The 22,637-nt window shown below is 73.5% G+C and carries 18 protein-coding genes; 8 read left to right on the forward strand and 10 right to left on the reverse strand.

Going from position 1 to position 22,637, the window contains the following annotated elements:
- Positions 1 to 13 precede the first annotated feature (13 nt).
- Both F9B16_RS19475 and F9B16_RS19480 read left to right on the forward strand, forming a co-directional pair.
- Positions 14 to 589 (forward strand): TetR/AcrR family transcriptional regulator, encoded by a 576-nt coding sequence (locus tag F9B16_RS19475; protein ID WP_151541519.1) that lies wholly within the window; start codon positions 14 to 16, stop codon positions 587 to 589.
- Between the two features lie 72 nt (positions 590 to 661).
- Entirely contained in the window at positions 662 to 1,843 is a 1,182-nt protein-coding gene (locus F9B16_RS19480) for a Cmx/CmrA family chloramphenicol efflux MFS transporter (protein WP_151541520.1), read from the forward strand.
- A gap of 51 nt (positions 1,844 to 1,894) precedes the next feature.
- Here the strand turns inward: F9B16_RS19480 and F9B16_RS19485 are convergent, their stop codons facing one another.
- From F9B16_RS19485 to F9B16_RS19500, 4 genes are all read right to left on the reverse strand, one after another.
- Complete coding sequence (locus F9B16_RS19485; protein WP_192808871.1) at positions 1,895 to 3,142, reverse strand: hypothetical protein; 1,248 nt, start codon at positions 3,140 to 3,142, stop codon at positions 1,895 to 1,897.
- A 130-nt stretch (positions 3,143 to 3,272) separates the two neighbouring features.
- Positions 3,273 to 5,339: a M6 family metalloprotease domain-containing protein gene (locus tag F9B16_RS19490; protein WP_151541522.1), complete on the reverse strand. Its 2,067-nt coding sequence runs from the start codon at positions 5,337 to 5,339 to the stop codon at positions 3,273 to 3,275.
- A gap of 154 nt (positions 5,340 to 5,493) precedes the next feature.
- Positions 5,494 to 5,973, reverse strand: coding sequence for a ribonuclease E activity regulator RraA (gene rraA, locus F9B16_RS19495; protein WP_151541523.1), 480 nt, complete (start codon positions 5,971 to 5,973; stop codon positions 5,494 to 5,496).
- A gap of 10 nt (positions 5,974 to 5,983) precedes the next feature.
- Positions 5,984 to 6,463 carry an Lrp/AsnC family transcriptional regulator gene (locus F9B16_RS19500; protein ID WP_151541524.1) on the reverse strand — a complete coding sequence of 160 codons (480 nt, stop codon included), beginning with the start codon at positions 6,461 to 6,463 and terminating at the stop codon, positions 5,984 to 5,986.
- Between the two features lie 209 nt (positions 6,464 to 6,672).
- Here F9B16_RS19500 and rocD point away from each other — a divergent pair, with 209 nt between their 5' ends.
- The 4 genes from rocD (at position 6,673) to F9B16_RS19520 (ending at position 11,301) form a co-directional block, all read left to right on the forward strand.
- Positions 6,673 to 7,839 (forward strand): ornithine--oxo-acid transaminase, encoded by a 1,167-nt coding sequence (gene rocD / locus F9B16_RS19505; protein ID WP_404800506.1) that lies wholly within the window; start codon positions 6,673 to 6,675, stop codon positions 7,837 to 7,839.
- 76 nt (positions 7,840 to 7,915) lie between these two features.
- Positions 7,916 to 8,926 carry an LCP family protein gene (locus tag F9B16_RS19510; RefSeq protein WP_151541526.1) on the forward strand — a complete coding sequence of 337 codons (1,011 nt, stop codon included), beginning with the start codon at positions 7,916 to 7,918 and terminating at the stop codon, positions 8,924 to 8,926.
- A gap of 111 nt (positions 8,927 to 9,037) precedes the next feature.
- Positions 9,038 to 9,688, forward strand: a complete 651-nt coding sequence (locus F9B16_RS19515; RefSeq protein WP_151541527.1) for a PadR family transcriptional regulator — start codon at positions 9,038 to 9,040, stop codon at positions 9,686 to 9,688.
- Positions 9,685 to 11,301, forward strand: a complete 1,617-nt coding sequence (locus F9B16_RS19520; RefSeq protein WP_151541528.1) for a DHA2 family efflux MFS transporter permease subunit — start codon at positions 9,685 to 9,687, stop codon at positions 11,299 to 11,301. Before F9B16_RS19515 ends, F9B16_RS19520 begins: the two co-directional genes overlap by 4 nt.
- Positions 11,302 to 11,369: 68 nt before the next feature.
- Here the strand turns inward: F9B16_RS19520 and F9B16_RS19525 are convergent, their stop codons facing one another.
- The 4 genes from F9B16_RS19525 to F9B16_RS19540 all read right to left on the reverse strand — a co-directional run bounded on the left by F9B16_RS19525 (position 11,370) and on the right by F9B16_RS19540 (position 14,861).
- Entirely contained in the window at positions 11,370 to 11,882 is a 513-nt protein-coding gene (locus F9B16_RS19525; protein ID WP_225991771.1) for a flavin reductase family protein, read from the reverse strand.
- 24 nt (positions 11,883 to 11,906) lie between these two features.
- Positions 11,907 to 12,413, reverse strand: coding sequence for a DUF6113 family protein (locus tag F9B16_RS19530; RefSeq protein ID WP_151541529.1), 507 nt, complete (start codon positions 12,411 to 12,413; stop codon positions 11,907 to 11,909).
- A gap of 21 nt (positions 12,414 to 12,434) precedes the next feature.
- Positions 12,435 to 13,334 carry an N-acetyl-1-D-myo-inositol-2-amino-2-deoxy-alpha-D-glucopyranoside deacetylase gene (gene mshB / locus F9B16_RS19535; protein WP_151541530.1) on the reverse strand — a complete coding sequence of 300 codons (900 nt, stop codon included), beginning with the start codon at positions 13,332 to 13,334 and terminating at the stop codon, positions 12,435 to 12,437.
- A gap of 81 nt (positions 13,335 to 13,415) precedes the next feature.
- Complete coding sequence (locus F9B16_RS19540) at positions 13,416 to 14,861, reverse strand: serine/threonine-protein kinase (RefSeq protein WP_151541531.1); 1,446 nt, start codon at positions 14,859 to 14,861, stop codon at positions 13,416 to 13,418.
- 175 nt (positions 14,862 to 15,036) lie between these two features.
- Between F9B16_RS19540 and F9B16_RS19545 the strand changes: the two genes are divergently transcribed.
- The gene (locus tag F9B16_RS19545; RefSeq protein ID WP_151541532.1) at positions 15,037 to 17,118 is read left to right on the forward strand and encodes a S9 family peptidase; all 2,082 of its coding nucleotides are present in this window, start codon (positions 15,037 to 15,039) and stop codon (positions 17,116 to 17,118) included.
- A 271-nt stretch (positions 17,119 to 17,389) separates the two neighbouring features.
- Here the strand turns inward: F9B16_RS19545 and F9B16_RS19550 are convergent, their stop codons facing one another.
- Together F9B16_RS19550 and F9B16_RS19555 are read right to left on the reverse strand one after the other, a co-directional pair.
- Complete coding sequence (locus F9B16_RS19550) at positions 17,390 to 19,114, reverse strand: ABC transporter ATP-binding protein (RefSeq protein ID WP_151541533.1); 1,725 nt, start codon at positions 19,112 to 19,114, stop codon at positions 17,390 to 17,392.
- A 57-nt stretch (positions 19,115 to 19,171) separates the two neighbouring features.
- A complete protein-coding gene (locus F9B16_RS19555) occupies positions 19,172 to 20,863 on the reverse strand; it encodes an ABC transporter transmembrane domain-containing protein (protein WP_151541534.1) in 1,692 nt (563 codons plus the stop codon).
- Between the two features lie 339 nt (positions 20,864 to 21,202).
- Between F9B16_RS19555 and F9B16_RS19560 the strand changes: the two genes are divergently transcribed.
- Positions 21,203 to 22,423: a PP2C family protein-serine/threonine phosphatase gene (locus F9B16_RS19560; RefSeq protein ID WP_151541535.1), complete on the forward strand. Its 1,221-nt coding sequence runs from the start codon at positions 21,203 to 21,205 to the stop codon at positions 22,421 to 22,423.
- Positions 22,424 to 22,637 lie beyond the last annotated feature (214 nt).

Consider the following 22,637-nt stretch of genomic DNA (forward strand, 5'->3'; position numbering starts at 1 on the left):
TTAGGGTCGCGGCATGGCGAGGCCGAGGCAGTTCGAGGAGGAGCGGGCGGTGGAGGCCGCCATGCGGGCCTTCTGGGAGAGCGGGTACGAGGCGACCTCGACGCAGGAGCTGTGCGCGGCGACGGGGCTCGGGCGCAGCAGCATCTACAACACCTTCAGCAGCAAGCACGACCTGTTCACGCGCGCGCTGACGCTGTACATGGAGATCAGGACGGCGAACATCCTGGAGGCGCTGGAGGACGCTGCGCGCCCCGTCCGGGACCGGCTGCGGACGGTGCTGGGGTGGGCCGTGACGGCGCCGGCGGACGATCCGGTCGGGTGCCTGGTGGTGAACTCGATGATCGAGCTGGCGCCGCGCGACGAGGACGTCGCCGGGCTGCTGCGCAAGGACCTGGAGACGCGGCTGGCGGCGCTGCGGGCGGCGATCGAGTCCGGGCAGCGGTCCGGGGAGATCGACGCGGGCAAGGACGCGGGCGCGCTGGCGCACTTCGTGGTGGCGGCGATCAGCGGGATGCGGGTCGCGGCGCGCGGCGGCGCGGACGAGCGGACGCTGCGGGCGATCGCCGACACGGCCATGACGGCGGTCTGAGGCGGGCCGGCGGCCGGCCCGCCTTTTTCACGGCCAAATTTTGAACTATTCGATCCAATATGGAGGTGACCGATGCCGCTGGCCGTCTACGTCCTGGGCCTGGCGATCTTCGCCCAGGGCACGTCGGAGATGATGCTGGCCGGGCTGCTGCCGCAGATGTCGGCGGACCTCGGCGTGTCCGTGCCGGACGCGGGGCTGCTGATCTCGGCGTTCGCCGTCGGAATGCTGGTGGGCGCGCCCGTGCTGGCCGTCCTCACGCTGCGGTGGCCGCACCGCCGGTCGCTGCTGGCGTTCCTGGCACTGTTCGCGCTCATGCACGCGGCGGGCGCGCTGACGCCCGGGTACGGGGTGCTGTTCGCGACCCGGGTGGCCGCGGCGTTCGTGTACGCGGGGTTCTGGGCGGTCGCGGCGGCGGCCGCGATCGGGCTGGTGCCGGCGAACGCGCGGGGCCGCGCGATGGGGATCGTCGCGGGCGGCCTCACCCTCGCCACCGTCCTCGGGCTGCCCGCCGGGACCGTCCTCGGGCAGCATTTCGGCTGGCGGTCGGTGTTCTGGGCGGTCGCGGCGATGTCGCTCGCGGCGATGGCCGGGGTCGCGGCGACGGTCAGGGGCGGGCGCCCCGACGAGGCCGCGCCGCGGCTGCGGGACGAGCTGCGGGCGATGGCCAGGCGGCGGCTGTGGCTGTCCTACGCGACGACGTCGCTGGCCACCGGCGCACTACTGGTGATCTTCGGCTATCTCGGCGCGATGCTGGAGGACACGACGGGCATCCCGGAGCGGTGGGTCCCGGCCGTGCTCGCGCTGTACGGGGCGGGTTCGCTGGTCGGGATCGCGTTCGGCGGCCGGATCGCCGACACCCGGCCCATGGGGACGCTCTACGGCGGGATCGCCGGGCTGGTGGCGGTGTGCGTCGCGCTGGCGCTGACGCTGGGCTCGGCCGTCCCCGCCACGATCCTGGTGTTCCTGCTGGGCCTGTTCGGGTTCGCGATCAATCCGGCGCTCAACTCGCGGGTGTTCGCGCTGTCGGACGCGTCCCGGACGCTGGTCGCGGCGACGAGCACCTCGGCGTTCAACGTGGGCATCACCGCCGGGCCCTGGCTCGGCGGGCTGGCGCTGGACGCGGGCGCCGGGTACTCCTCCACCGCGTGGATCGGCGCCGGGCTGGGCGTCGCCGCCCTCGCCGTCGTGGCCCTGGGACGGGAGCGCCGCCCGGTCCGCCGGGAGAGCGAGGCACGGGCGACCGTCGACGCGTGAGCGGGACGGGCCGGCGCGGAGCGTCCGCGCCGGCCCGTCGCGTGGCGTCGTCTACCAGCGGCACTGCGGTGCGGGCAGCCCCCAGAGAGCGCGCTTGCCCGGGTACTCGGCGAGCGTCCAGACGCGGTGCTGGGCGCGGTAGCAGCTCAGGTCCTCGGGACCGTAGGAGATCGTCCGCACGGACCGGTTCCGCCAGCCGTGCCCGCGCTGGTCGGCCTGGAGCATCGTGCCGCGCTTGGAGCCGTGGCTCTGCGTGAACCACCAGTGGCCGTGGGCCCGGACGCCGCCCTGCACGCGGTCGCCGGGAAGGCTCGCGACCCAGTTCGGGTACGCGACGCCGCCGGCCCCGGCGACCAGGCCGGTGCCGTTGCGCAGCGGCCACGTCGCGACGCGCCCCTGCGGCTCCTTCTCCTTGCAGTACTCGCCCGCGATGAGCGACGGGCCGCGGGTCGTGCGGTCGACCGACATCCACGACACGCGCGGCGCGCCGTGGCCCGCGCACCTGGCGCCGGCCCAGCCGTGCGCGTACTGCCAGCTGCCCGTCTGCGGCATGACGTACCGGTAGCCGTGCCCGTAGTACTTGTCTCCGTGCAGGCCGACCCACTCCGCGTGCCCGGTCGACCCGTTCCGGCTGCGGCCGAGGTCGAAGATCTGCCGCATGTCGAACTCGCGCAGGCCCGCGCGGGTGTCGGCGACGTACAGCTTGTCGCCGAACCAGGCGATGCCGCCGGCGTGCAGGTCGATGTCGCCGTAGGAGACCGTCCCGTGCCGCAGCGCCGGGTAGACGAGCAGGACGTGCCGGTAGGTGTGCCGGTCCGGGTTCACGAACGTGAGCCGGACGGCGCCGTCGTTGTGCCAGGACACGACGATCGGGCGGCCGGCGCCCCACCGGCCGTCCACCGCCGCGTCCGAGACGGTCGTGACGCCCTGCGGGTACCACTTGCGGGTCGCCGAGTCCGCCTTGTCGAAGCAGTAGGTGCGCGACCCGGCGGGCACCTTGGCCGCCGCGGCGCAGCCGCCGGTGAGATGGCGCTGCCCCGAACCGTTGATGAGCGCCTGGACGCCGCTCCTGGCCAGCTCCTCCCCGAGCGCGCGCAGCGGACGGTCGAGGCTCGCGCCGCGGCGCAGGCCGAAGTCCGCCTTGCGCGGCGCCGCGTCCCGCGCCGAGGTCGAGGCCGCCGCGGGCCCGGGCTGGACGACGGCGGGGACGGACGCCACCAGCGCGGCCAGCGGGACGCCGGCCGCGAGCGCGGTGACGGCCGGCCGCCGCCCGCTCACTCTCCGTTTCTTGATCATCACGACGGCCGTCCTTTCCGGCGCCGTCTCGCGGAAAACCCCGCGCGCCGTCGACGGAAAGGCAAATGACCATTACATCGGCCGTGTGAACCCGCGCGCCCGCCCGGGCGTCCGCCCGGGCGGGGCGACGGGGTTACGGGAGGCGGCAGGTGCCGCTGTCGGACTTCGAGGGGTCGCTCTCGGACGTGCCGGTCAGGGTCAGCTTCGCCTTGCGCTGGGCGCCCGGCCCGGCCTTCGCCCACACGACGACGTCCGTGCTCTGCCCGTTCTTCGCGGTGGCCAGCTCGTTCGGCAGCCAGGTCGTCCAGCCGCCGCCGGCCACCGTCGCCTTCAGCCGGAAGACGTCGGAGCCGTAGACGCCGGTGCCGCCCTTGCCGTGGTTGCCGACGCGCATCGTGCACTTCGCCCAGCCGGGCCCGGCCGGCTCGGCGTTACCGGAGTCGACCTTGACGGCGCGGCGCTGCGTACCGGCGCCGTCCAGCGACCGGATCGCGACCGTGTACGAGAGGACGCCGTTCTCGTCGCGCCTGAGGTTCAGCACGTAGAAGTGGAGCCGGTTCGCCTGGTCGGCGTACTCGAACTCGCTGCCCGAGTCCGTCCCGGCGTGGAACAGCGCGTCCGACAGCTGGCGGTAGTCGCCGATCGTCATCTTCTGCGGCGTGCCGTCCGGCAGGACGAAGTCGGTCTTGTCGATGTCCTGCGGGTTCGCGTCCTGGATCCAGATGAACGGCGCCCGGTCCTGGTCCTTGGTCTTCGCCAGCAGGACGCCGGAGTCGGGCGTGAACGAGTCCATGCCCATCCGGTCGACGACCTCGAGGGTGTAGTTGTCGAACTTGCCGCCGTCGCACAGCGGGTCGGTGTCGGTGTCGCAGGCCGGCTCCTTGTCGCCGCCCGTGCCGAGCTTCAGGTTGACGCCCGCGAGGCCGCCCTCGCTCGGCTCGGCGGACCGCGCCGTGATGGTCGCGACGACCGTGCCGTCCTGCGGGAGCGTGTCCCGGTTCAGCTGCAGCACCTTGCCCGCGTCGACGATGCCGAGCTTCAGCTTGTTGCGGAGCATGTGCTCCGCGCCCATGGACGCGCCGCTCACCGCCGGGATCGTCCACCGGCTGTGCGGGCCGCCGGGGCCGTTGAAGCTGCCGCGGCTCAGCATGTCCCACGGCCCGCTGTACGAGCGGCGCGGCGGCACCCCGTACGGGTTGTTGTAGTTGTCGCCGATGCCGAGGATGTGGCTGAACTCGTGCGCGAACACGCCCATCCCGGAGCTCTCCGCCTGCGTGGAGCTGCCGGTGACCGCGTTCGGCCAGATCGTCGCGCCGGCCTGCCAGGACGTCCAGTCCACGTACCGGGTCTTCACCCAGTTCGGCAGGGCCGGGTCGCCAGAGCCCCACTCGGCCGGGACGTCCTCCTTGGTCTGGAACTTCATCTGCCCGAACTCCTGCCAGGTGGACGACTCGTCCTGCCCGGCGCTGAGGAAGAAGACGAAGTCGAACTTCTTCGCGGTCTCCTCGCCGACGTCGGCGATCCACGCGGCGCGCGCGTCCTTGCGCAGGTCGCGGTTGCAGGTGTCGCCGGCGGGGCAGCCGGTGCCGCCCTGCATCTGCGCGTCCACGCCGTACTCGTGGTCCTTGGCGGGCATCCGGTAGGCGCCGAACGCGGTGAGGTCCACGCCGTAGCGGCCGCCGGAGTCCTCCATCCAGTACTCGTGCAGCGTGTGGCCGTGGTTGAGCGCCTCGGGCTTGTTGAGGAAGTCCTGGTAGAACCTGGCGACCTGGTCGCGCGGGACGTCGCCGACCGCGTTCGGGTTGCCGAAGATGGTGGAGTTCTTCGGCTGCGTGACCACGAACGGCTGGTTCGGGTAGTCGACCAGGACGACCGCGCCCTTGAAGTTCTTGATCGAGCCCTGGTGGGACGGGTCGGCCCACGAGGTGCCGGGGATCGAGGCGTAGTCGTCCCAGGTCATCGTGTCGGGGAGCTCGTAGTTCTGCGGGTCGATGGGGCGCGGGCCGCCGGCCGCGTAGGTGCGGGCGGACGGCTGGCTCCGCTGCCACGGCTGCGTCTGCGGCCAGTGCCGCATCTGCCAGGGGTTGGCGGTGGGCTTCGGGATCGGAGGCTTGGTCTGCGCGGCGGCCGGCACGGCCGCGAGTCCCGCGAGCAGCACCGTCGCCGTCACGGGCACCAGCAGCGTCTTCTTGGCGCGCATGTCTCCCCTGTCTCAGGTGGTCACTGAGAACGTAAGGAGCACCGTTCCGCCGCGCTACGGCCTACTTATACGATCTTGCGGCGTTCGCCCTGGCATGTCACGCCGTGGCCGGTTCCGCGCCACGCGCTACAGGTTCGTCCAGCGATGATGGTACTTACAGCAGCGAGCGCGTCGCGACGACGATGCCGTCCTCGTCGCTGTAGAGCCAGTCGCCCGCACCGAACTCCACTCCGCCGAACGTCACCGGCGCGTCCACCTCGCCGGCGCCGTCCTTCGCGCTCTTGCGCGGGTTGGAGCCGAGCGCCTTCACGCCGAGGTCGAGCCCGCGCAGCGCTTGCACGTCGCGGACGGCCCCGTTGATCACCACGCCGGCCCAGCCGTTCGCCACCGCGGACGCCGCGATCATGTCGCCCATCAGCGCGGACGCCAGCGACCCCGCGCCGTCCACGACCAGCACCCGGCCCTCGCCCGGGGTGTTCAGCAGCCGCTTGACGAGCCCGTTGTCGCGGTGGCAGCGCACCGTCGACACCGGTCCCGCGAACGCCGCGCGGCCCCCGTACTGCCGGAACTGCGTCTCGCAGCTGCGCAGCTCGTCCCCGAAGTCGTCGATGAGGTCAGCGGTCGCGAAGTCCATGCCCGGCAGCCTACTGCCCGGTAACCGGGGCGGGCCCGCCGGACGGGGCGTCGATCGGGCGGCCGATCAGCCGCGACAGCACGATCGCGGTCTTCGTCGCCGTGATGTTGTCCTCGCGGCGCAGCCGTTCGAGGGCCTGCTCCAGATGCTGGATGTCGCGCGCCCGCACGTGCACCAGCGCGCTCGCGTCCCCGCTGATCGTGTACGCCGCCACCACCTCCGGATGGCCGCGCACGCTGGAGTAGATCTCCTCCGGGGACGTCGCGCCGGTGCAGAAGATCTCGATGAACGCCTCGGTCGTCCAGCCGAGCGCGGCCGGGTCGACCACCGCGGCGAACCCGTTGATCACGCCGTCCGCGCGGAGCCGGTCGACGCGCCGCTTCACCGCGGGCGCCGACAGCCCCACCTTGTCGCCGATCTGCGCGTACGAGGCGCGGCCGTCCTCCAGGAGCCGCGCAACGATTCGACGGTCCAGCTCGTCAAGACGCAACAAACAGCACCCCCAAAGTCGGTTTTCGTCATTGGTCGCCGGTAACCCCCGAACATACGCTGGATATGGACCGAGCGGCCACCCGCCGCGTCCGGCCCCCTCCCACTCGGCACCGGGTCGCCGCCCGGTGTCCCGGCGATGCCCGGCCCGACCGGCCGGACCCGAACGCGTAAAGGAGCGTCGTGACGGCGACCGAACAGCTGCGGGCGATGTCCGAGGAGCACAGCGCGCACAACTACCACCCCCTCCCGATCGTCGTCGCCGGCGCCGAGGGCGCCTGGCTCACCGACGTCGAGGGCCGCCGCTACCTGGACATGCTGGCGGCCTACTCCGCGGTCAACTTCGGGCACCGCAACCCGCGCCTCGTCGCGGCCGCGCAGCGGCAGCTCGAGCGGGTCACGCTGGTCAGCCGCGCGTTCGACCACGACCAGTTCGGGCCGTTCGCGACCGAGCTCGCCGAGCTGTGCGGCAAGGACATGGTCCTGCCGATGAACAGCGGCGCCGAGGCCGTCGAGACGGCCCTGAAGACCGCCCGCAAGTGGGGCTACGAGGTCAAGGGCGTCCCCGCCGGGGAGGCGAACATCATCACGTTCGAGGGGAACTTCCACGGCCGCACGACCACGATCGTCAGCTTCTCCACCGACCCCGACGCGAAGGACTCCTACGGCCCCTACACGCCGGGGTTCCGGACCGTCCCGTACGGGGACGTCGACGCACTGAAGGCGGCCATGGACGCCTCGACCGTCGGCGTGCTGATCGAGCCGATCCAGGGCGAGGCCGGCGTGAACGTCCCGCCGAGCGGGTTCCTGCGCGCGGTGCGGGAGCTGTGCAGCGCCAACGGCACGCTGATGATCGCCGACGAGATCCAGTCGGGCCTCGGCCGCACCGGCACCACGTTCGCGGTCGAGCACGAGGACGTCGTGCCGGACGTCTACATCCTCGGCAAGGCGCTCGGCGGCGGCATCATGCCGGTGTCGGCCGTCGTCGCCGACCGGGACGTGCTCGGCGTGTTCAAGCCGGGCCAGCACGGCTCCACGTTCGGCGGCAACCCGCTGGCCTGCGCGATCGGCCGCGAGGTGATCGCGATGCTGCGGACCGGCGAGTACCAGGAGCGGTCCCGGACGCTCGGCGCGCACATGCACGACCGGCTCGGCCGGCTGCCCGGCGACCTCGTCCGCGAGGTGCGCGGCCGCGGCCTGTGGGCGGGCGTCGAGCTGCACGGCCGGGCCCGTCCGGTCAGCGAGCGGCTGATGGAGCTCGGCGTGCTCGCCAAGGAGACGCACGAGACGACGCTCCGCCTCGCTCCGCCGCTGGTCGTCGGGAAGGACGACCTCGACTGGGCGCTCGACCAGCTGGAGGTGGCCCTCAAGGGCTGAGCCCCGCGCGGTAAAGAGTTACCCGCGATCCGCCTGTCCGCGCCGGGCGCGCCGCCTCCGGGGGGAGGGTGTGCGCATGCACCAGAAGCCGCCCGCCCAGGACGCCACCGAGCAGGAGAAGCGGCCCGGCCGCCGACGGCGGCGGGTGCTGATCGGCTGCGGCGTGCTGGCGACCGCCGCGCTGGTGCTGCTCGGCGGCGGCGCCTACCTGCTGGAGAACGCCTACGACGACGGCGTGAAGCGGATCAAGGGCGCGATGCCGGAGCGCAGCGGCCGCCCGGTGTCGACGGGCCGCGGCGAGAACTGGCTGCTGATCGGGTCGGACCGGCGCTCGGACATGCCGTCGATGGGCGCCCGGTCCGACACGGTGATGCTGGTGCACCTGTCCGGGCGGGACGGCCGGGTGTCGGTGATCGCGCTGCCGCGGGACAGCTGGGTGCCGATCCCCGGGCACGGCAGCGGGAAGATCAACGCGGCGTTCTCCTACGGCGGCCCGAAGCTGCTGATCCGGACGGTCGAGCAGCTCACGAGCGTGCGCGTCGACCACTACGCGGCGCTGGACTTCGGCGGGTTCGTGAAGATGACCGACGCGCTCGGCGGCGTGGACGTGACGGTCGAGAAGCGCACCTACGACCCGATGCACAACCGGCTCTGGCCCGCCGGGCACCAGCACCTGAACGGCGTGCAGGCGCTCGACTTCGTCCGGCAGCGCTGGAACCTGCCCGGCGGCGACCTCGACCGGATCAAGCGGCAGCAGGCGTTCCTGCACGCGCTGGCCGACAGGGCGCTCGACACCCGCAACCCGCTGAAGATCGACCGGTTCATCCGGGCGGCGACGCACTCGGTGACCGTGGACGACTCGGTGACGGCGGGCACGCTGCGCGGGCTGGCCGCGCGGCTGCTGAAGGCGCCGCTGATGGAGTACCTGACGGCGCCGGTCGACCGGTTCGCGACGCGCGGCGGGCAGAGCGTGGTGCTGCTGGACAAGGCCGCGGGCGCCGAGCTGTTCGCCGACGTCCGCAGCGACCGGGTCGGCGACTTCGTGGCCCGCAACGGCGCCGCGAACTCTGTCGGTACCGTCCGCTAGAAACCTGTTGTGACCTGTACGGATAAGTCGGGCATCAAAACAATGTGACGACAGAGGTCTGGATGGATTAGTCTAAGTGGACTAATCGATTTCGACCAAGAAGGTCGCACCTTGTCCCGACCCCTCACACCGCTCGCGCTGACCGTGCTGCGCATGCTGTGCGGCGGGCCCATGCACCCGTACGAGATGCAGCAGCGGATCCGCGACCACGCCTACGACCAGGCCGTCAAGGTCACGCACGGCTCGCTCTACCACTCGGTGGAGCGGCTCGCGTCGGCCGGCCTGATCGAACCGCTGGAGACGGCCCGCGAGGGCCGCCGCCCGGAGCGGACCGTCTACGCGGTCACCAGCGCCGGGCGCGACGCCGCGCACATCCGCCTCGCCGAGCTGCTCGCCAAGCCCGTCGAGGAGTTCCCGCTGTTCGGCACGGGACTGGCGTTCATCAACCTGCTGCCCGAGGCCGAGGTCGCCCGGCAGCTGCGCACCCGCGCCATCGCGCTGGAGGCGATGCTCGTCGGCCACCGGACGATCAACGACTCGCTGCGCAAGCGCGGCCTGGAACGCTACAAGCTCCTCGACCAGGAATGGGCGATCGACCGGTTCCGCGGCGAGCTGGAGTTCGTCCAGAACCTGGCCGACGACCTGGAGTCCGGGCGGCTCACCTGGGCCGACGACACCGGGGTGACCTCCTGCCACCCGCCCGACCAGCACGGGCACCTCACCGACCACCACGCACGCCACAACGACAAGGGGGCACCATGAGCAAGTGGCGCGGGAACCCATGGGCGATCCTGCTGACGCTCTCCCTGGGCTTCTTCATGACGCTGCTCGACCTGACGATCGTGAACATCGCGATCCCGAGCATGATCGACAAGCTGGACGCCTCGCTGGACGAGGTCCTCTGGGTGGTCAACGCCTACATCCTGGTGCTGGCCGTCCTGCTCATCACCGCCGGCCGCCTCGGCGACCTGTGGGGCAAGAAGAACCTGTTCATCGCCGGCGTGGCCCTGTTCACCCTGTCCAGCCTGGCGTGCGGCATCTCGCAGGACCCGGCCCAGCTGATCGCGGCCCGCGCCGTGCAGGGCCTCGGCGCCGCGCTGCTGATGCCGCAGACCATGTCGATGATCATCAGCGTGTTCCCGGCGGAGCGGCGCGGCACCGCGCTCGGCGTCTGGGGCGCCGTCGCGGGCGTGTCCACCATCGCCGGGCCGACCATCGGCGGCCTGCTGGTCACCAGCCTCGACTGGCGGTGGATCTTCTTCGTGAACCTGCCGATCGGCGTCCTCGTGCTGGCGATGGCCGTGCCGATCCTGCCCGCCCACATCCCCACCGTGAAGCACCGCTTCGACATCGCCGGCGTCGCGCTCGCCTCCGCCGGGCTGTTCTGCCTGACGTTCGCGCTGACCGAGGGCCAGAAGTACAACTGGAACGAGGGGATCTGGGGGCTCATCGCCGCCGGCCTCGGCCTCTTCGTGATCTTCTACGTCTACCAGCGGACGCAGCAGGACCGCGAGCCGCTGGTGCCGTTCTCGCTGTTCCGCGACCGCAACTTCACGATCCTCAACTTCGTCGGCGCCGCCGTCTCCATCGGCATGATCGGCATGTTCCTGCCGATGACGATCTACATGCAGTCCGTGCTCGGCTTCAGCGCCCTCAAGGCCGGCCTCGTCATGGCGCCGTCCTCGGTGGTGTCGATGTTCCTCGCGCCCGTCGCCGGGAAGCTGTCGGACCGCATCGGCGGCAAGTTCATCCTGATGGGCGGCCTCACCCTCTACGCGATCGGCATGCTGTGGCTGGTGCTCGTCGCCGAGGTCGGGACGGGCTGGACCGCGTTCATCCCCGCGCTCGTCGTCGCCGGGTTCGGCATCGGCGGCGTGTTCGCGCCGATGGCCACCGAGGCGACCCGCAACGTGCCGCCCCGGCTCGCCGGCGCCGCGTCCGGCGTGAACAACACCGTCCGGCAGATCGGCTCGGTCCTCGGCAGCGCCGCGGTCGGCGCCGTCCTGCAGAACCAGCTCGCCTCGTCGCTCAAGGACGAGGCCGCGACCCGCGCGGCGGCCCTCCCGCCGGACGTGCGGCCCGGCTTCGTCAAGGGCTTCGCCGGCGCCGCCAAGGGCGGCCTGGAGGTCGGCGCGGGCCAGACCGGCACCCAGCAGAAGCTGCCGCCGGGCGTCCCGCAGAGCGTGGTACACCAGGTCCAGCAGGTCGCCGGGCAGGTGTTCTCGCACGGCTTCGTGCACGCGATGAAGCCGACGATGATCCTCCCGATCGCCGTCGTCCTGGCCAGCGCCGCCGCCTGCTTCGGCGTGAAGGGCTACCGCTCCACGCCCGCCACGGGCGCCGCGGACCCCGCCCCCGCCACCGTGAAGGGCTGACCGGACCGCGTTTTCACGTGCGGCGAGCCGCCGTCATGGCAGGGGCCATGACGGCGGCTCGCCGCATCTCAACGGTCGAGGCGGTGGTACTCGCCGCCGTAGAAGATCAGGGGCTTCGTGTCCGGGGACGGGACGTGCAGGCTCAGGACCTCGCCGACGACGATGCTGTGGTCGCCCGCGTCGTGGACGGCGTGCGTGCGGCACTCCAGGGCCGCGACGGCGTTCTTGAAGATCGCGGCGCCGGTGACCGGGCCGCGGACGTGGTCCCAGCCCTGCAGCTGGCCGTCGAGCATCCGGCCGCGGGTCGCGAACCACTGCGAGGCGTCCCGCATCTCCTCGCCCAGCACCGACACCGCCCACTCGCCCGCGTCCAGCGCCAGGTCGTGGAAGCGCGCGATCTTCTCCGGGCAGAACATCACCAGCAGCGGGTCCAGCGACACCGACGCGAACGCGTTCACCGTCATCGCGTGGTCGGCGCCGTCCACCACGCTCGTCACGATCGCGACGCCCGTCGCGAACCTGCCCGCCACCCGCCGGAAGAGCCCCGGATCCACGCTCGGGTCCACACGATCGCCGCTCACGAAGCGCACACCCTAGCGATCCCCCTACCCGCGGGTGCGCGCCGCCCTCCCGGTGAGCCACTGCCCCGCCGGGCCGGGCGACGGGACCCGCGCCACCGCGATTCCGGCGGCCACCATGCCGCCGACGATGTACACATACCCCGCGAGCGTTCCCGGAACGACCAGGTCCCCCTCCGGCCGCTGCATCGACATCACGATCACCGCGACGCCCCACACCACCGCCGGCACCGCCGCGCCGATCTTGCCGCCCATCCCCCAGCCGGCCAGCCGCGTCATCGCGTACACCAGCGGCACCAGCACGATCGAGGTGACCGGCACGTCCCCGGCCGTCCACTCCTGGGCGTACGAGCCGACCAGGCCGAACACCCCGCCGAGCAGCCCGAGCGCCGCGTACGCCGCGCCCGTCACCAGCGCGTCCAGCGGGCTCTCGGCGCGGCCGCCCGCGCCGCCCGCCGCGGACGCGCCGCCCGCCGCGCCGGGCGGGAGATCGTCCTTGGCCAGGCTCACCCGTGCCTCGTCGTCCTCGTCCACGGCCTCAGCGTATCCAGCCGGTCAGGCTTCCGCGTCGTCCAGACCGGCGAACAGGTCGGTCTCGCGGCGGCCGGGGCCGACCGGGCCGAGCTCGCCCGCCTGGAGGATGAAGTACTCGGTGCCGAACGCCTGCTGCCCGAGGTTGTTCGACAGCGCGAAGAACGGCCCGGCCGCCTCCGGCGCCACCGTGATCTGGGTGCGGTGCGCGCGCAGCGCCGCCAGCTTGGCGGGCAGGTGCGCGCGGGCGTCCACGACCGTGGTGACCTGCCCGTCCGGCACGCCGGAGCCGAGCTCGTCCAGCCCGGCGACCCGCGCGAACGGCAGCTTCGCCTCGCGCATCACCGCGATCGCCCGCGCCAGCACGGTGCGCGGGGTGGCGTAGGCGTAGAACTTCTTGGCCCGCCACGGCTCCTGCCCGTCCTCGAAGGACGGGTCGGCGGCCAGCTCGAACGCCCGCCAGGCGACGCGGTGCGCCTGGATGTGGTCGGGGTGGCCGTAGTTGCCGCGCTCGTCGTAGGTGACGATGACGTGCGGCCGGACGTCCCGGATGATCTTCGCGAGCTCCGCGCCGGCCTCGTCGACGTCGGCCTGCCAGAAGCTGCGCGGGTCGTCGTTGGTGGCGGTGCCCATCATGCCCGAGTCGCGCCACCGGCCGGGACCGCCGAGGTAGCGGTGGTCGCGCACGCCGAGCGCCGCGGCCGCCTCCGCCATCTCCCCGATCCGGTACTCGCCGAGGCGGTCCTCCTTGTCGGAGGCCAGATGGCGCAGCTCATCGGGGATGACCTCGCCCTCCTCGCCCAGCGTGCAGGTGACGAGACAGACGTGGGCGCCCTCGGCGGCGTACTTGGCCATGGTCGCCCCGGTCCCGATGGACTCGTCGTCCGGATGGGCATGGACGAACAGGATCCGCGGCTCCTTCATGGTCACGAGCCTACTCAGGCGTCGCGGGCACGGCGATGACCGCCCTGCCCGGGCGGCCCCGGCCGTGCGGGCGGGCGCTCGTCAGTTCGTGCCCCCTCCGCCGGTGCCGCCGCCCCCGCCGGTGCCGCCACCTCCGGTGCCGCCACCGGAGGTGTGCGTCGGGTTGGTGGTCGGCGTGTGCGACGTCGGGGGCTCGCTCGTCGGAGGCTCGCTCGTCGGAGGCTCGCTGGTCGGGGCCTCAGTGGTCGGGATGCGGGTGGGCGCCGTGTGCGTGGGACGCGGCGGGCGGGTGTACGTGGGCCGCTCCGTCGTCGGCTCCTCGCTGGTCGGGCTGTCGGAGGCCGACGCGGAGTCCGAGACGGTCGGGGACGTCCCCGGGTTCGGGGACTCGTTGTTACCCCGGTTCGCCATGAACAGGCCCACGACCAGCGCCAGCACGGCGATCGCCGCGATCCCCGCGAAGATCGGCCACTTGGACCGGCGCTCCGGCTCGAAGTCGTCGTAGCCGGTGTGCCGGCCGCCGCCCCGGTACGGCGGCTGCTGGACGGGCGGCAGCGTGCCGGTGTAGTTCGCCGGCGACACCCGCTGCGTCTGCCCGCCGTGCGGCCCGGCCTGCGCGGCCCCGAAGGCGGCGGCGGCGCCCGCGCCGGCGGCGAGCGTGGAGCCCTCCGCCAGCATCGTGGTGGCCTGCGCGGGGTCGTCCATCCGGGTCTGGCCGGCGCCGCCCGGCCCGCTGCCGATCAGCGCCATCATCAGCTGCTGCGCGGTGGGCCGCCGCTGCGGCTCCTTCACCAGGCACGCCGCGACGAGCCGGCGCAGGTCGGCGGGCACGCCCTCCAGGTACGGCGGCTCGTTCATCACCCGGTTGATCACCGCGACGACGGTGTCGTCGCCGAACGGCGGGTGCCCGGTCGCGGCGAACACCATCGTGGTCGCCCACGCCCACACGTCCACGGCCTCGGTGAGGGTGGCGCCCGCCACCTGCTCGGGGGCCATGTAGGACGGGGTGCCGATCGCCTTGGTCGCGTTGGTCTGGCCGGTGTCCAGCGCCCGCGCGATGCCGAAGTCGATCACCCGGGGGCCGTCCGGCGCCATGATCACGTTGTGCGGCTTGAAGTCGCGGTGCACGATCCCGGCCTGGTGGATCGCGACCAGCGCGGTCGCGGTGCCGATCGCGAGCCGGTCCAGCGCCGCGCCGGTGATCGGCCCGGTCTCGGTGACCTGCTTGTACAGCGACGGGCCCGGCACGTACTCGCTGGCGATGTAGGGCTGGTCGCCCGCGACGTCGGCCTCCAGCACCTGCGCGGTGCAGAACCGGGCGACCTGCTTGGCGGCCTGCGCCTCGCGGACGAACCGGTTGCGCGCGCCGGCGTCGGCGGACAGGTCGGCGCGCAGCAGCTTGATGGCGGCCCTGTTACCCGAGGCGTCGACGCCCGCGTAGACGACCCCCTGGCCGCCCTCGCCGAGCCGTTCGACGATCTCGTACGAGCCCAGCCGCCGGGGATCGCCCGGCTGCAGCTCCGGCATGGACCACTCCTTCAACGCCCGCGAGACAAAAGCTTGGGGAGGTCTTGAGCTTACGCGAGCGGGGCCATGCCCAAGGGCCGTTCCCCGGCCGCGATGACCGCCCGGAATCATAGGGGCAGGCACGGGCGCCGCGCCGCCGTTCGGGGAGGCTCGCGGGCTGGCAGACTCGGATGTCATGAGCATCAGCTATCCGCGGCAGAGCGCCCGCACCCGCCGTTTCACCCTCGGCGTCCCGCGCGCCTTCCAGATCGCGCCGGACGGGACGCGCGTGATCTTCCTGCGCACGAGGGCGGGCGACGATCCGGTGACCTGCCTGTGGACGCTGGACACCGGCACCGGCGAGGAGCGCCTCGTCGCCGACCCGGCCGCGCTGGACGTGCCGGGCGAGGAGAACCTGCCCGCCGAGGAGCGGGCCCGCCGCGAGCGCGCGCGCGAGCAGGCCGGCGGCATCGTCGGCTACGCCACCGACCGCGAGATGCGGCAGGCCGTGTTCACCCTGGGCGGGCGGCTCCACGTCGCCGACCTCGGAAGCGGGCAGGTCCGCGAGCTGCCCGCGCAGGCGCCGGTGTTCGACCCGCGCCCCGACCCGGCGGGCCGCCGCGTCGCCTACGTGTCCGGGCGGACGCTGCGGGTGATCGAGATCGACGGCTCGGAAGACCGGGCCGTCGTGCAGCCGGAGTCGGAGCAGATCTCCTACGGGCTCGCCGAGTTCGTCGCGGCCGAGGAGATGGGCCGGATGCGCGGCCACTGGTGGTCGCCGGACGGCGGGACCCTGCTCGTCGCCCGGGTCGACGAGACGCCGGTGCAGCGCTGGCACATCGCCGACCCCGCCAACCCGGACCGGACGCCCGCCGAGATCGCCTACCCGGCGGCGGGCACGCCGAACGCGATCGTGTCGCTGGTCCTGCTGAAGGTGGACGGCGGCCGGACCGGCGTCGCGTGGGACCGCGGCATGTTCCCCTACGTCGTCACCGCGTCGTGGGACCGGCACGGCCTGCTGATCGTCGTGCAGCCGCGCGACCAGCGGTCCCAGCGGGTGCTGCGGGTCGACCCGTCCAATGGGGAGACGTCGCTGGTGCACAACGAGCACGACCCGGTGTGGACCGACATCGTGCCCGGGCTGCCCGCGCACACGGGGACGGGCGACCTGGTGTGGGTCACCGAGGACCGCGAGACCGACACGCGCCGCATCACGATCGGCGGCAAGCCCGTCACGCCGGGCGGCCTGCAGGTCCGCTCGATCCTCGGCGTGGAGGGCGAGTCGATCCTGTTCACCGCCTCGGAGGAGCCCACGGAGGTGCACCTCTACTCCTACGACGCGGAGGAGATCGTCCGGCTGACCGACGGGCAGGGCGTGTTCGGCGGGGTCCGGGCCGCCGGTGTGACGGTCGTCACGGGATCGCGGCTGGACCGTCCGGGCACCGAGGTCGAGGTGCGCGAGCCGTCCGGCATCCACCCGGTCGCGTCGCTCGCCGAGACGCCGGTGATCACGCCGCGGGTCGAGCTGCTGCGCGCCGGGGACCGCGAGATCCGCACCGCCGTGGTGCTGCCGGCCGGCTGGAAGCCGGGCGACGGGCGGCTGCCCGTCCTGATGGACCCCTACGGCGGCCCGCACGCGCAGCGGGTGCTGGCCGTCCAGCGGGCGTACTGCGAGGCGCAGTGGCTCGCCGACCAGGGCTTCGCCGTGGTGATCGCGGACGGCCGCGGCACGCCGGGCCGCGGCCCGGTCTGGGACCGCGCGGTCCGCGGCGACTTCGTCGAGCCGGTGCTGGAGGACCAGATCACCGCGCTGATCGAGGCGGCGCGGCTGCATCCGGCGGCGCTCGACCTGGACCGGGTCGGCATCCGCGGCTGGTCGTTCGGCGGCTGGCTGGCGGCCCTGGCGGTGCTGCGCCGCCCGGACGTGTTCCATGCGGGCATCGCGGGCGCGCCCGTCACCGACTGGCGGCTGTACGACACCCACTACACCGAGCGGTACCTCGGCCACCCCGACGAGGAGCCGGAGTCCTACGCCGCGAACTCGCTGATCGAGATGGCCGGCGACCTGAAGCGCCCGCTGATGATCATCCACGGGCTCGCCGACGACAACGTGGTCGCCGCGCACACGCTGCGGCTGTCGTCGGCGCTGCTGGCCGCCGGCCGCCCGCACACCGTCCTGCCGCTGTCCGGCGTCACCCACATGACCCCGCAGGAGGTCGTGGCGGAGAACCTCCTCCTGATCCAGGTCGAGTACCTCAAGACCGCCCTGGCCCGATGAGCGCCCGCGTGGCCGGGGAAGCCGTTCTTCCCCGGCCACGCAACGACCCGGACCGTCGCGATCGCGAGCGAAGCCAAGTTCGAGCCTGCGAGAACTTGATCGCGCAGCGAGCCCCTGGGCGAGCCGGAGCGATGCAGCGATCGCACGCATCGCCCGTTGAAGGAAGGCGCCCCAGCGCCTGACGCCGAGGGTGGTGCCATCAACACAGCGATCGCACGCATTGCCCGCCGAAGGAAGGCCCTCTAGGGCCTGACGCCAAGGGCAATGCCAACTAACTCTGCCAGGACGTCCAGAGGGCGGCGTAGGAGCCGTTCTGGGCCAGGAGCTCGTCGTGGGTGCCGAGCTCGGTGATGCGGCCGTCCTCGACGACCGCGACGCGGTCGGCGTCGTGCGCGGTGTGCAGCCGGTGCGCGATCGCGACGACGGTCCGGCCGTCCAGGACGGCGGCGAGGGTGCTCTCCAGCCGGCGGGCGGCGCGCGGGTCGAGCAGCGACGTCGCCTCGTCCAGCACCAGCGTGTGCGGGTCGGCGAGGACGAGCCGGGCCAGCGCGAGCTGCTGCGCCTGCGCGGGCGACAGCGTCGCGCCGCCCTCGCCGACCTCGGCGTCCAGGCCGGGGCCGTCCCAGTCGACGGTCGCGAGGACGTCGCGCATCCGGGCGTCGGACGCGTCCGGGCGGGCCATCGCCAGGTTCTCGCGGAGCGTGCCGCGGAACACGTGGTGCTCCTGCGTGACGAGCGCGACGTGGCCGCGCAGGTCGTCGAGGGGCAGCTCGACCAGCGGGACGGGGGCGTCCGAGCCGACCGTGACCGCGCCGGAGCGCGGGCCGTCGATCCCGGCGAGCAGGCGGCCCAGCGTGGACTTCCCGGCGCCGCTCGGCCCGACCATCGCCAGCCGCTCGCCCGGCCGCAGGTCGAGGTCGACGCCGTGCAGGACGTCGCGGCCCGTCCGGTAGGAGTAGCGGACGTCCCGCGCGGTGAGCCGCTCGCCGTCCGGGCGCCGCTCGCCCGGCTCCCGGTCCGCCGGGACGTTCCCGACGCCGAGCAGCCGGGCCAGGGACGCGCCGCCGAGCTGCAGCTCGTCCAGCTTGGACAGCAGCATGTCGACCGGTTCGATCAGCTGCTGGACGTACAGGGTCGCGGCGGTCACCTGCGCGAGCGAGGCCATCCCGTGCGCGTAGAACAGGCCGCCGAACAGCAGGGTCGTCGCGACCGGCAGCACGAACCCGAACTCGGCGACGGGGAACAGCACCGTCCGCAGCCTCAGTGTGTACCGCTCGGCGGCGTAGCTGCGGGCGATGTCGGCGTCGCCGCGGGCCCGCCGACGGCCGGCGAGGCCGAACGCCTCGACGGTCCGGGCGCCGTGCACGGTCTCGGCGAGGCCGTCGGCGATCAGCGCCCAGGAGGCGTTCTCGCGCAGGTAGCCGTCCCGGCAGCGCGGCAGGTACCAGCGCATGACGCCCCACAGGATCGGGACGGACACCAGGCACGGCAGCGCGACCAGCGGGCCGTTGACCAGCAACGCGCCGAAGGTGAACGCGCCGACGACGATCGCGACGAGGGTCTCCGGGACCGCCTCGCGCAGCGACGAGCCGAGCGTGTCGACGTCCCGGGACGCGCGGGTGACGAGGTCGCCGGTGCCGGCCCGCTCGACCGCCGACAGCGGCAGCCCGAGCAGCCGGTCGACGAACTCCTCGCGCAGTTCGGCGAGGACGCGCTGGCCGAGCCGCGCGGAGGTGAAGTAGGCGTACCGGGTCAGCACGCCCTGGACGATGACGAATCCGGCGATGGCGAGCGCGGTGGTGTCGATGTGGGCGGTCCCGTCGCGGACGCCCTCGACCAGCTCGCCGAGCAGCCGGGGCGCGACGAGGCCGGCGACCGCGGCGAGCCCGTGCAGCGCCAGCGTGCCGGCGAGGGCGCGGGGATGGCGCAGGGCGACGCGCCGCGCGTACGCCCGTACCTGCGCGGGCTCCGCGACCGGCAGGATCTCGGTGCTCACGTCGTGCCCTTCCGTACTGCGGTTCCGATGGTTTTGTGGTGCGGTGGCGCGGCCGGGTCAGCGGCGCGCGGGCGCCTCGCCGCGGGTGACGGCCGCGGCGTAGCGCGGCTCGGCCCGCAGCAGGTCGCGGTGGGTGCCCTCCGCGACGACCCGGCCGTCCTCGACGAACGCGACGTGGTCGGCGCGGTCCAGCATCAGCGGGCTGGTCGTGCACACGACCGTGGTGCGGCCGGCGCGGGCCTCGCCGAGCCGGTCGGCGATGCGCGCCTCGGTGTGCGCGTCGACGGCGCTGGTCGGCTCCACGAGGACCAGCACCTCGGGGTCGGCGGCGAGCGCCCGGGCGAGCCGGAGCCGCTGCCGCTGCCCGCCGGAGAACTCCCGTCCGGCCTCGGCGACGTGCCGGTCCAGGCCGGACGCGGCGGCGATGTCCTCGGCGGACGCCGCGCGCAGCGCCGCGTCCAGGACGGCCGGCGGCGTGCCGGGCGGCGCGAGGGCCTCGGCGAGGGTGCCGGAGAACAGCCGGTCCTCGTTGACCGCGACCAGCACGCGGCGGCGCAGCCCGGCGACCTCGCGCAGCGGCACGCCGGCGAAGTCGACGTCGCCGGGCGCGTACCGGCCGAGCCGGTCGGCGATGGCCTGCGCGTCGCGCGGCTGCGCGGCGGCGACCGCGGTGACCCGCCCGGGCCGCACCACCAGGCCGGACGCGATGTCGACGAGCTCGGCGGGCCCGGCCGGGCGGGCGGTACCGGCGTCCGGGTCCGGGGCGAGGTCGAGCAGCCGGACGACCCGCCGCGCCGCCACCAGCCCCTTGGTGATCTTGCCGGCGGCCTCGCCGATCGTGCGCAGCGGGACGATCAGGAACACCGCGTAGCCGTAGCAGGCCACGAGGTCGCCGACGCCGATCTCGCCGCGCGCGACGTAGTGCGCGCCGGCCCAGGTCACGGCGGCGATCAGCAGGCCGGGCAGGAGCACCTCGGCGCCGGAGATCCGGGACTCGGCGCGGGCCGCGGCGACGCCCGCGTCGCGGACCCGGCCGGACAGGGCCCGGTACCGGCCGGAGAACAGCGGCTCCCCGCCGATGCCGCGCAGGATCCGCAGCCCCTCCACGAGGTCGGTGGCGCGGCCGTTCAGCTCGCCGACGAGCTCGCGGTGCGCCTCCTCGCGCTCGCGGAACGGGCGCAGCAGCGGCGCGGCGAGCAGCAGCACGAGCGGCACGCCGACCAGCACGATCAGCCCGAGCTTCGGCGCGGTGGCGAGCAGCACGACCGCCACGACGACGATCGCGACGACGGCGCCGGAGCCGCGGCACACGATGTCGACGACGTCGCCGAGGTGCGCGACGTCGGACAGGCCGATGCTGACGACCTCGCCCGCGCCGAGCCGCCTCGGCAGCGTCGCGCCCAGCCGGGTCGCGTGCCGGGTGACGATCTGGACGGTCCGGTAGGCCGACGACAGCCAGAGGAACACCGCCCGCCGGTGCCTGAGGATCCCGGTCGCGGCCTGCACGCCGCCGAGGGCGAGCAGCGCGCCCGTCCAGACGAGCAGCGCCCGGTCGTCGCGCCCGGCGACGCCGTCGCCGATGGCGCGGCCGATCGCGGCGGGCATCAGCGCCTGGCTGAGCATCCAGCCGACGCCGAACAGCGCGCCGACCAGCACGCCCCGCCATTCGGCGCGCAGCAGCCACAGCAGGTACCGGGCGGGGGATCTGTGGTCGGGGCTGCCTGGATCTTTCTCCGGCAACGGGTTCACCGGACGAAGATATGCGGCGGGCCCCGCCGCGATCGAACGATTTTTCCGGGGCGCGCGGTCCGCCGCGGGGACGCCGGCCGGCGCGCCGGAGGGGGTTTCCGGACCGTCCGGGACCCGCCCTGCGGACGATCACAGGGGTGCGCGGGGAGGTGAGGACACGCTAAGGTCGGAGGGCACGGAGCGAGGTCCCTCCCGCTCCTCGAGCCGGGACTCCGGCGGCTAAGCAGAAGCCGCTCCCCCGGTGCGGCCCGGCCCTGGCGTCCTGCCCCGCGCAGGAATAACCGGAACGGTCCGGCCGTTGCCAGTGCCGTCGCCAGCCCCGACTTTTCCGGAAGCTTAGTGAGCACTATCAGTCACCAGACGCATCCCTTCACGCCAGGGGCCGAGGACAGGGTCGACCTGCTCCTCATCGACGACGACCCCTCCGACGTGCTGATGGTCGAGAAGATGCTCGGCGACAGCGGCCTGGACGCGCTGATCACCGTCGCGGCGGACCTGCCGACCGCGCGGCGCCGGCTGACCCGCCGCACGCAGTGCATCATCGTGGACCTGTCGGCGCCGGGGATCGACCGGCTGGACGGGCTGCGCCAGGTGCTGGACATGTCCGGGACGGCCGCCGTGGTGGTGCTGACCGGGCTGGACGACGCGGGCCTCGGCGTCCGCGCGGTCGCCGCCGGCGCCGAGGACTACCTGGTCAAGCAGGAGGTCGACGGCCCGCTGCTGGCCCGCGCGGTGCGCTACGCCATCGAGCGCAAGCGGTCGGAGGAGACCGAGCGGCGGCTCGTCGAGGCGCGCATCCTGGGCCGCGAGAACGCGCGGCTGGAGCGCGGGCTGCTGCCCGTCCCGCTGATCGACGACCCGTCGCTGCGGCACCACACCCGCTACCGGCCGGGCCGGCGGCGGGCGCTGCTCGGCGGCGACTTCTACGACACGGTGCAGACCGAGGGCGGCGCCGTCCACCTGATGATCGGCGACGTGTGCGGGCACGGCCCGGACGAGGCGGCGCTCGGCGTGCAGCTGCGGATGGCGTGGCGGACGCTGGTGCTGGCCGGGCACACCGGCGAGCAGCTGCTCGGCACCCTCGACACGGTGCTCGGGCACGAGCGGCGCAGCGAGGAGATCTTCACCACGCTGTGCATGATCACGATCGCGCCGTCGCGGCGGACCGCGCGGATGCACCTGGCCGGCCATCCGGCGCCGCTGCTGTTCCGCGACGGGCCGGACGGCGGCTTCGAGGTCGCGGCGCTGCCGGAGTACGCGCACGGGCCGGCGCTCGGCCTGGTGCCGGGCGCGGAGTGGCCGACGACGGAGATCGACCTCGGCGAGTCGTGGGGGCTGATGCTCTACACCGACGGGCTGATCGAGGGGCGGGTCGGCGCGGGTTCGGCCCGGCTCGGCACCGACGGGCTCGTCGAGCTGGCGCGCCGGGCGCGCGGCAAGGGCGTCACCGGGCGGTCGCTGATCGACGAGCTGGTGACCGAGGTGGAGAACCTCAACGGGGACGCCCTGACCGACGACCTGGCGGTGCTGCTGCTGTCGCGGCAGGCCACGGCGGTGTGACGGCGGCCACAGCGGCGTCCTGACCGCACACCGGCGGCGACGGGTCAATGTCGCCTGCGTCACTGATCGGGCGGGTTCCCGAACCCGCTGTGAAGTCACTCACGATCATGAACGGCCGAGGAGGCGGGGAGGCCCGTCCCGGCTCGGTTCATAGCCTGCGGCTATCGGATTGAGTGCGCTGATGACTTGGCGCTCTTGTCCAAATTGGACATAC

Origin of the sequence: Actinomadura montaniterrae (assembly GCF_008923365.1) — a bacterium.
Classification (GTDB): Bacteria; Actinomycetota; Actinomycetes; order Streptosporangiales; family Streptosporangiaceae; genus Spirillospora; species Spirillospora montaniterrae.

What these genes read in the sequence shown, in the direction of transcription:
- F9B16_RS19480 (WP_151541520.1), top strand. Translation starts at nt 662, where the DNA reads ATGCCGCTGGCCGTCTACGTCCTGGGCCTGGCGATCTTCGCCCAGGGC.
- F9B16_RS19475 (WP_151541519.1), top strand. Translation starts at nt 14, where the DNA reads ATGGCGAGGCCGAGGCAGTTCGAGGAGGAGCGGGCGGTGGAGGCCGCC.
- F9B16_RS19510 (WP_151541526.1), top strand. Translation starts at nt 7,916, where the DNA reads ATGCACCAGAAGCCGCCCGCCCAGGACGCCACCGAGCAGGAGAAGCGG.
- mshB (WP_151541530.1), bottom strand. Translation starts at nt 13,334, where the DNA reads ATGAAGGAGCCGCGGATCCTGTTCGTCCATGCCCATCCGGACGACGAG.
- F9B16_RS19545 (WP_151541532.1), top strand. Translation starts at nt 15,037, where the DNA reads ATGAGCATCAGCTATCCGCGGCAGAGCGCCCGCACCCGCCGTTTCACC.
- F9B16_RS19520 (WP_151541528.1), top strand. Translation starts at nt 9,685, where the DNA reads ATGAGCAAGTGGCGCGGGAACCCATGGGCGATCCTGCTGACGCTCTCC.
- F9B16_RS19540 (WP_151541531.1), bottom strand. Translation starts at nt 14,861, where the DNA reads ATGCCGGAGCTGCAGCCGGGCGATCCCCGGCGGCTGGGCTCGTACGAG.
- rocD (WP_404800506.1), top strand. Translation starts at nt 6,673, where the DNA reads ATGTCCGAGGAGCACAGCGCGCACAACTACCACCCCCTCCCGATCGTC.
- rraA (WP_151541523.1), bottom strand. Translation starts at nt 5,973, where the DNA reads ATGGACTTCGCGACCGCTGACCTCATCGACGACTTCGGGGACGAGCTG.
- F9B16_RS19490 (WP_151541522.1), bottom strand. Translation starts at nt 5,339, where the DNA reads ATGCGCGCCAAGAAGACGCTGCTGGTGCCCGTGACGGCGACGGTGCTG.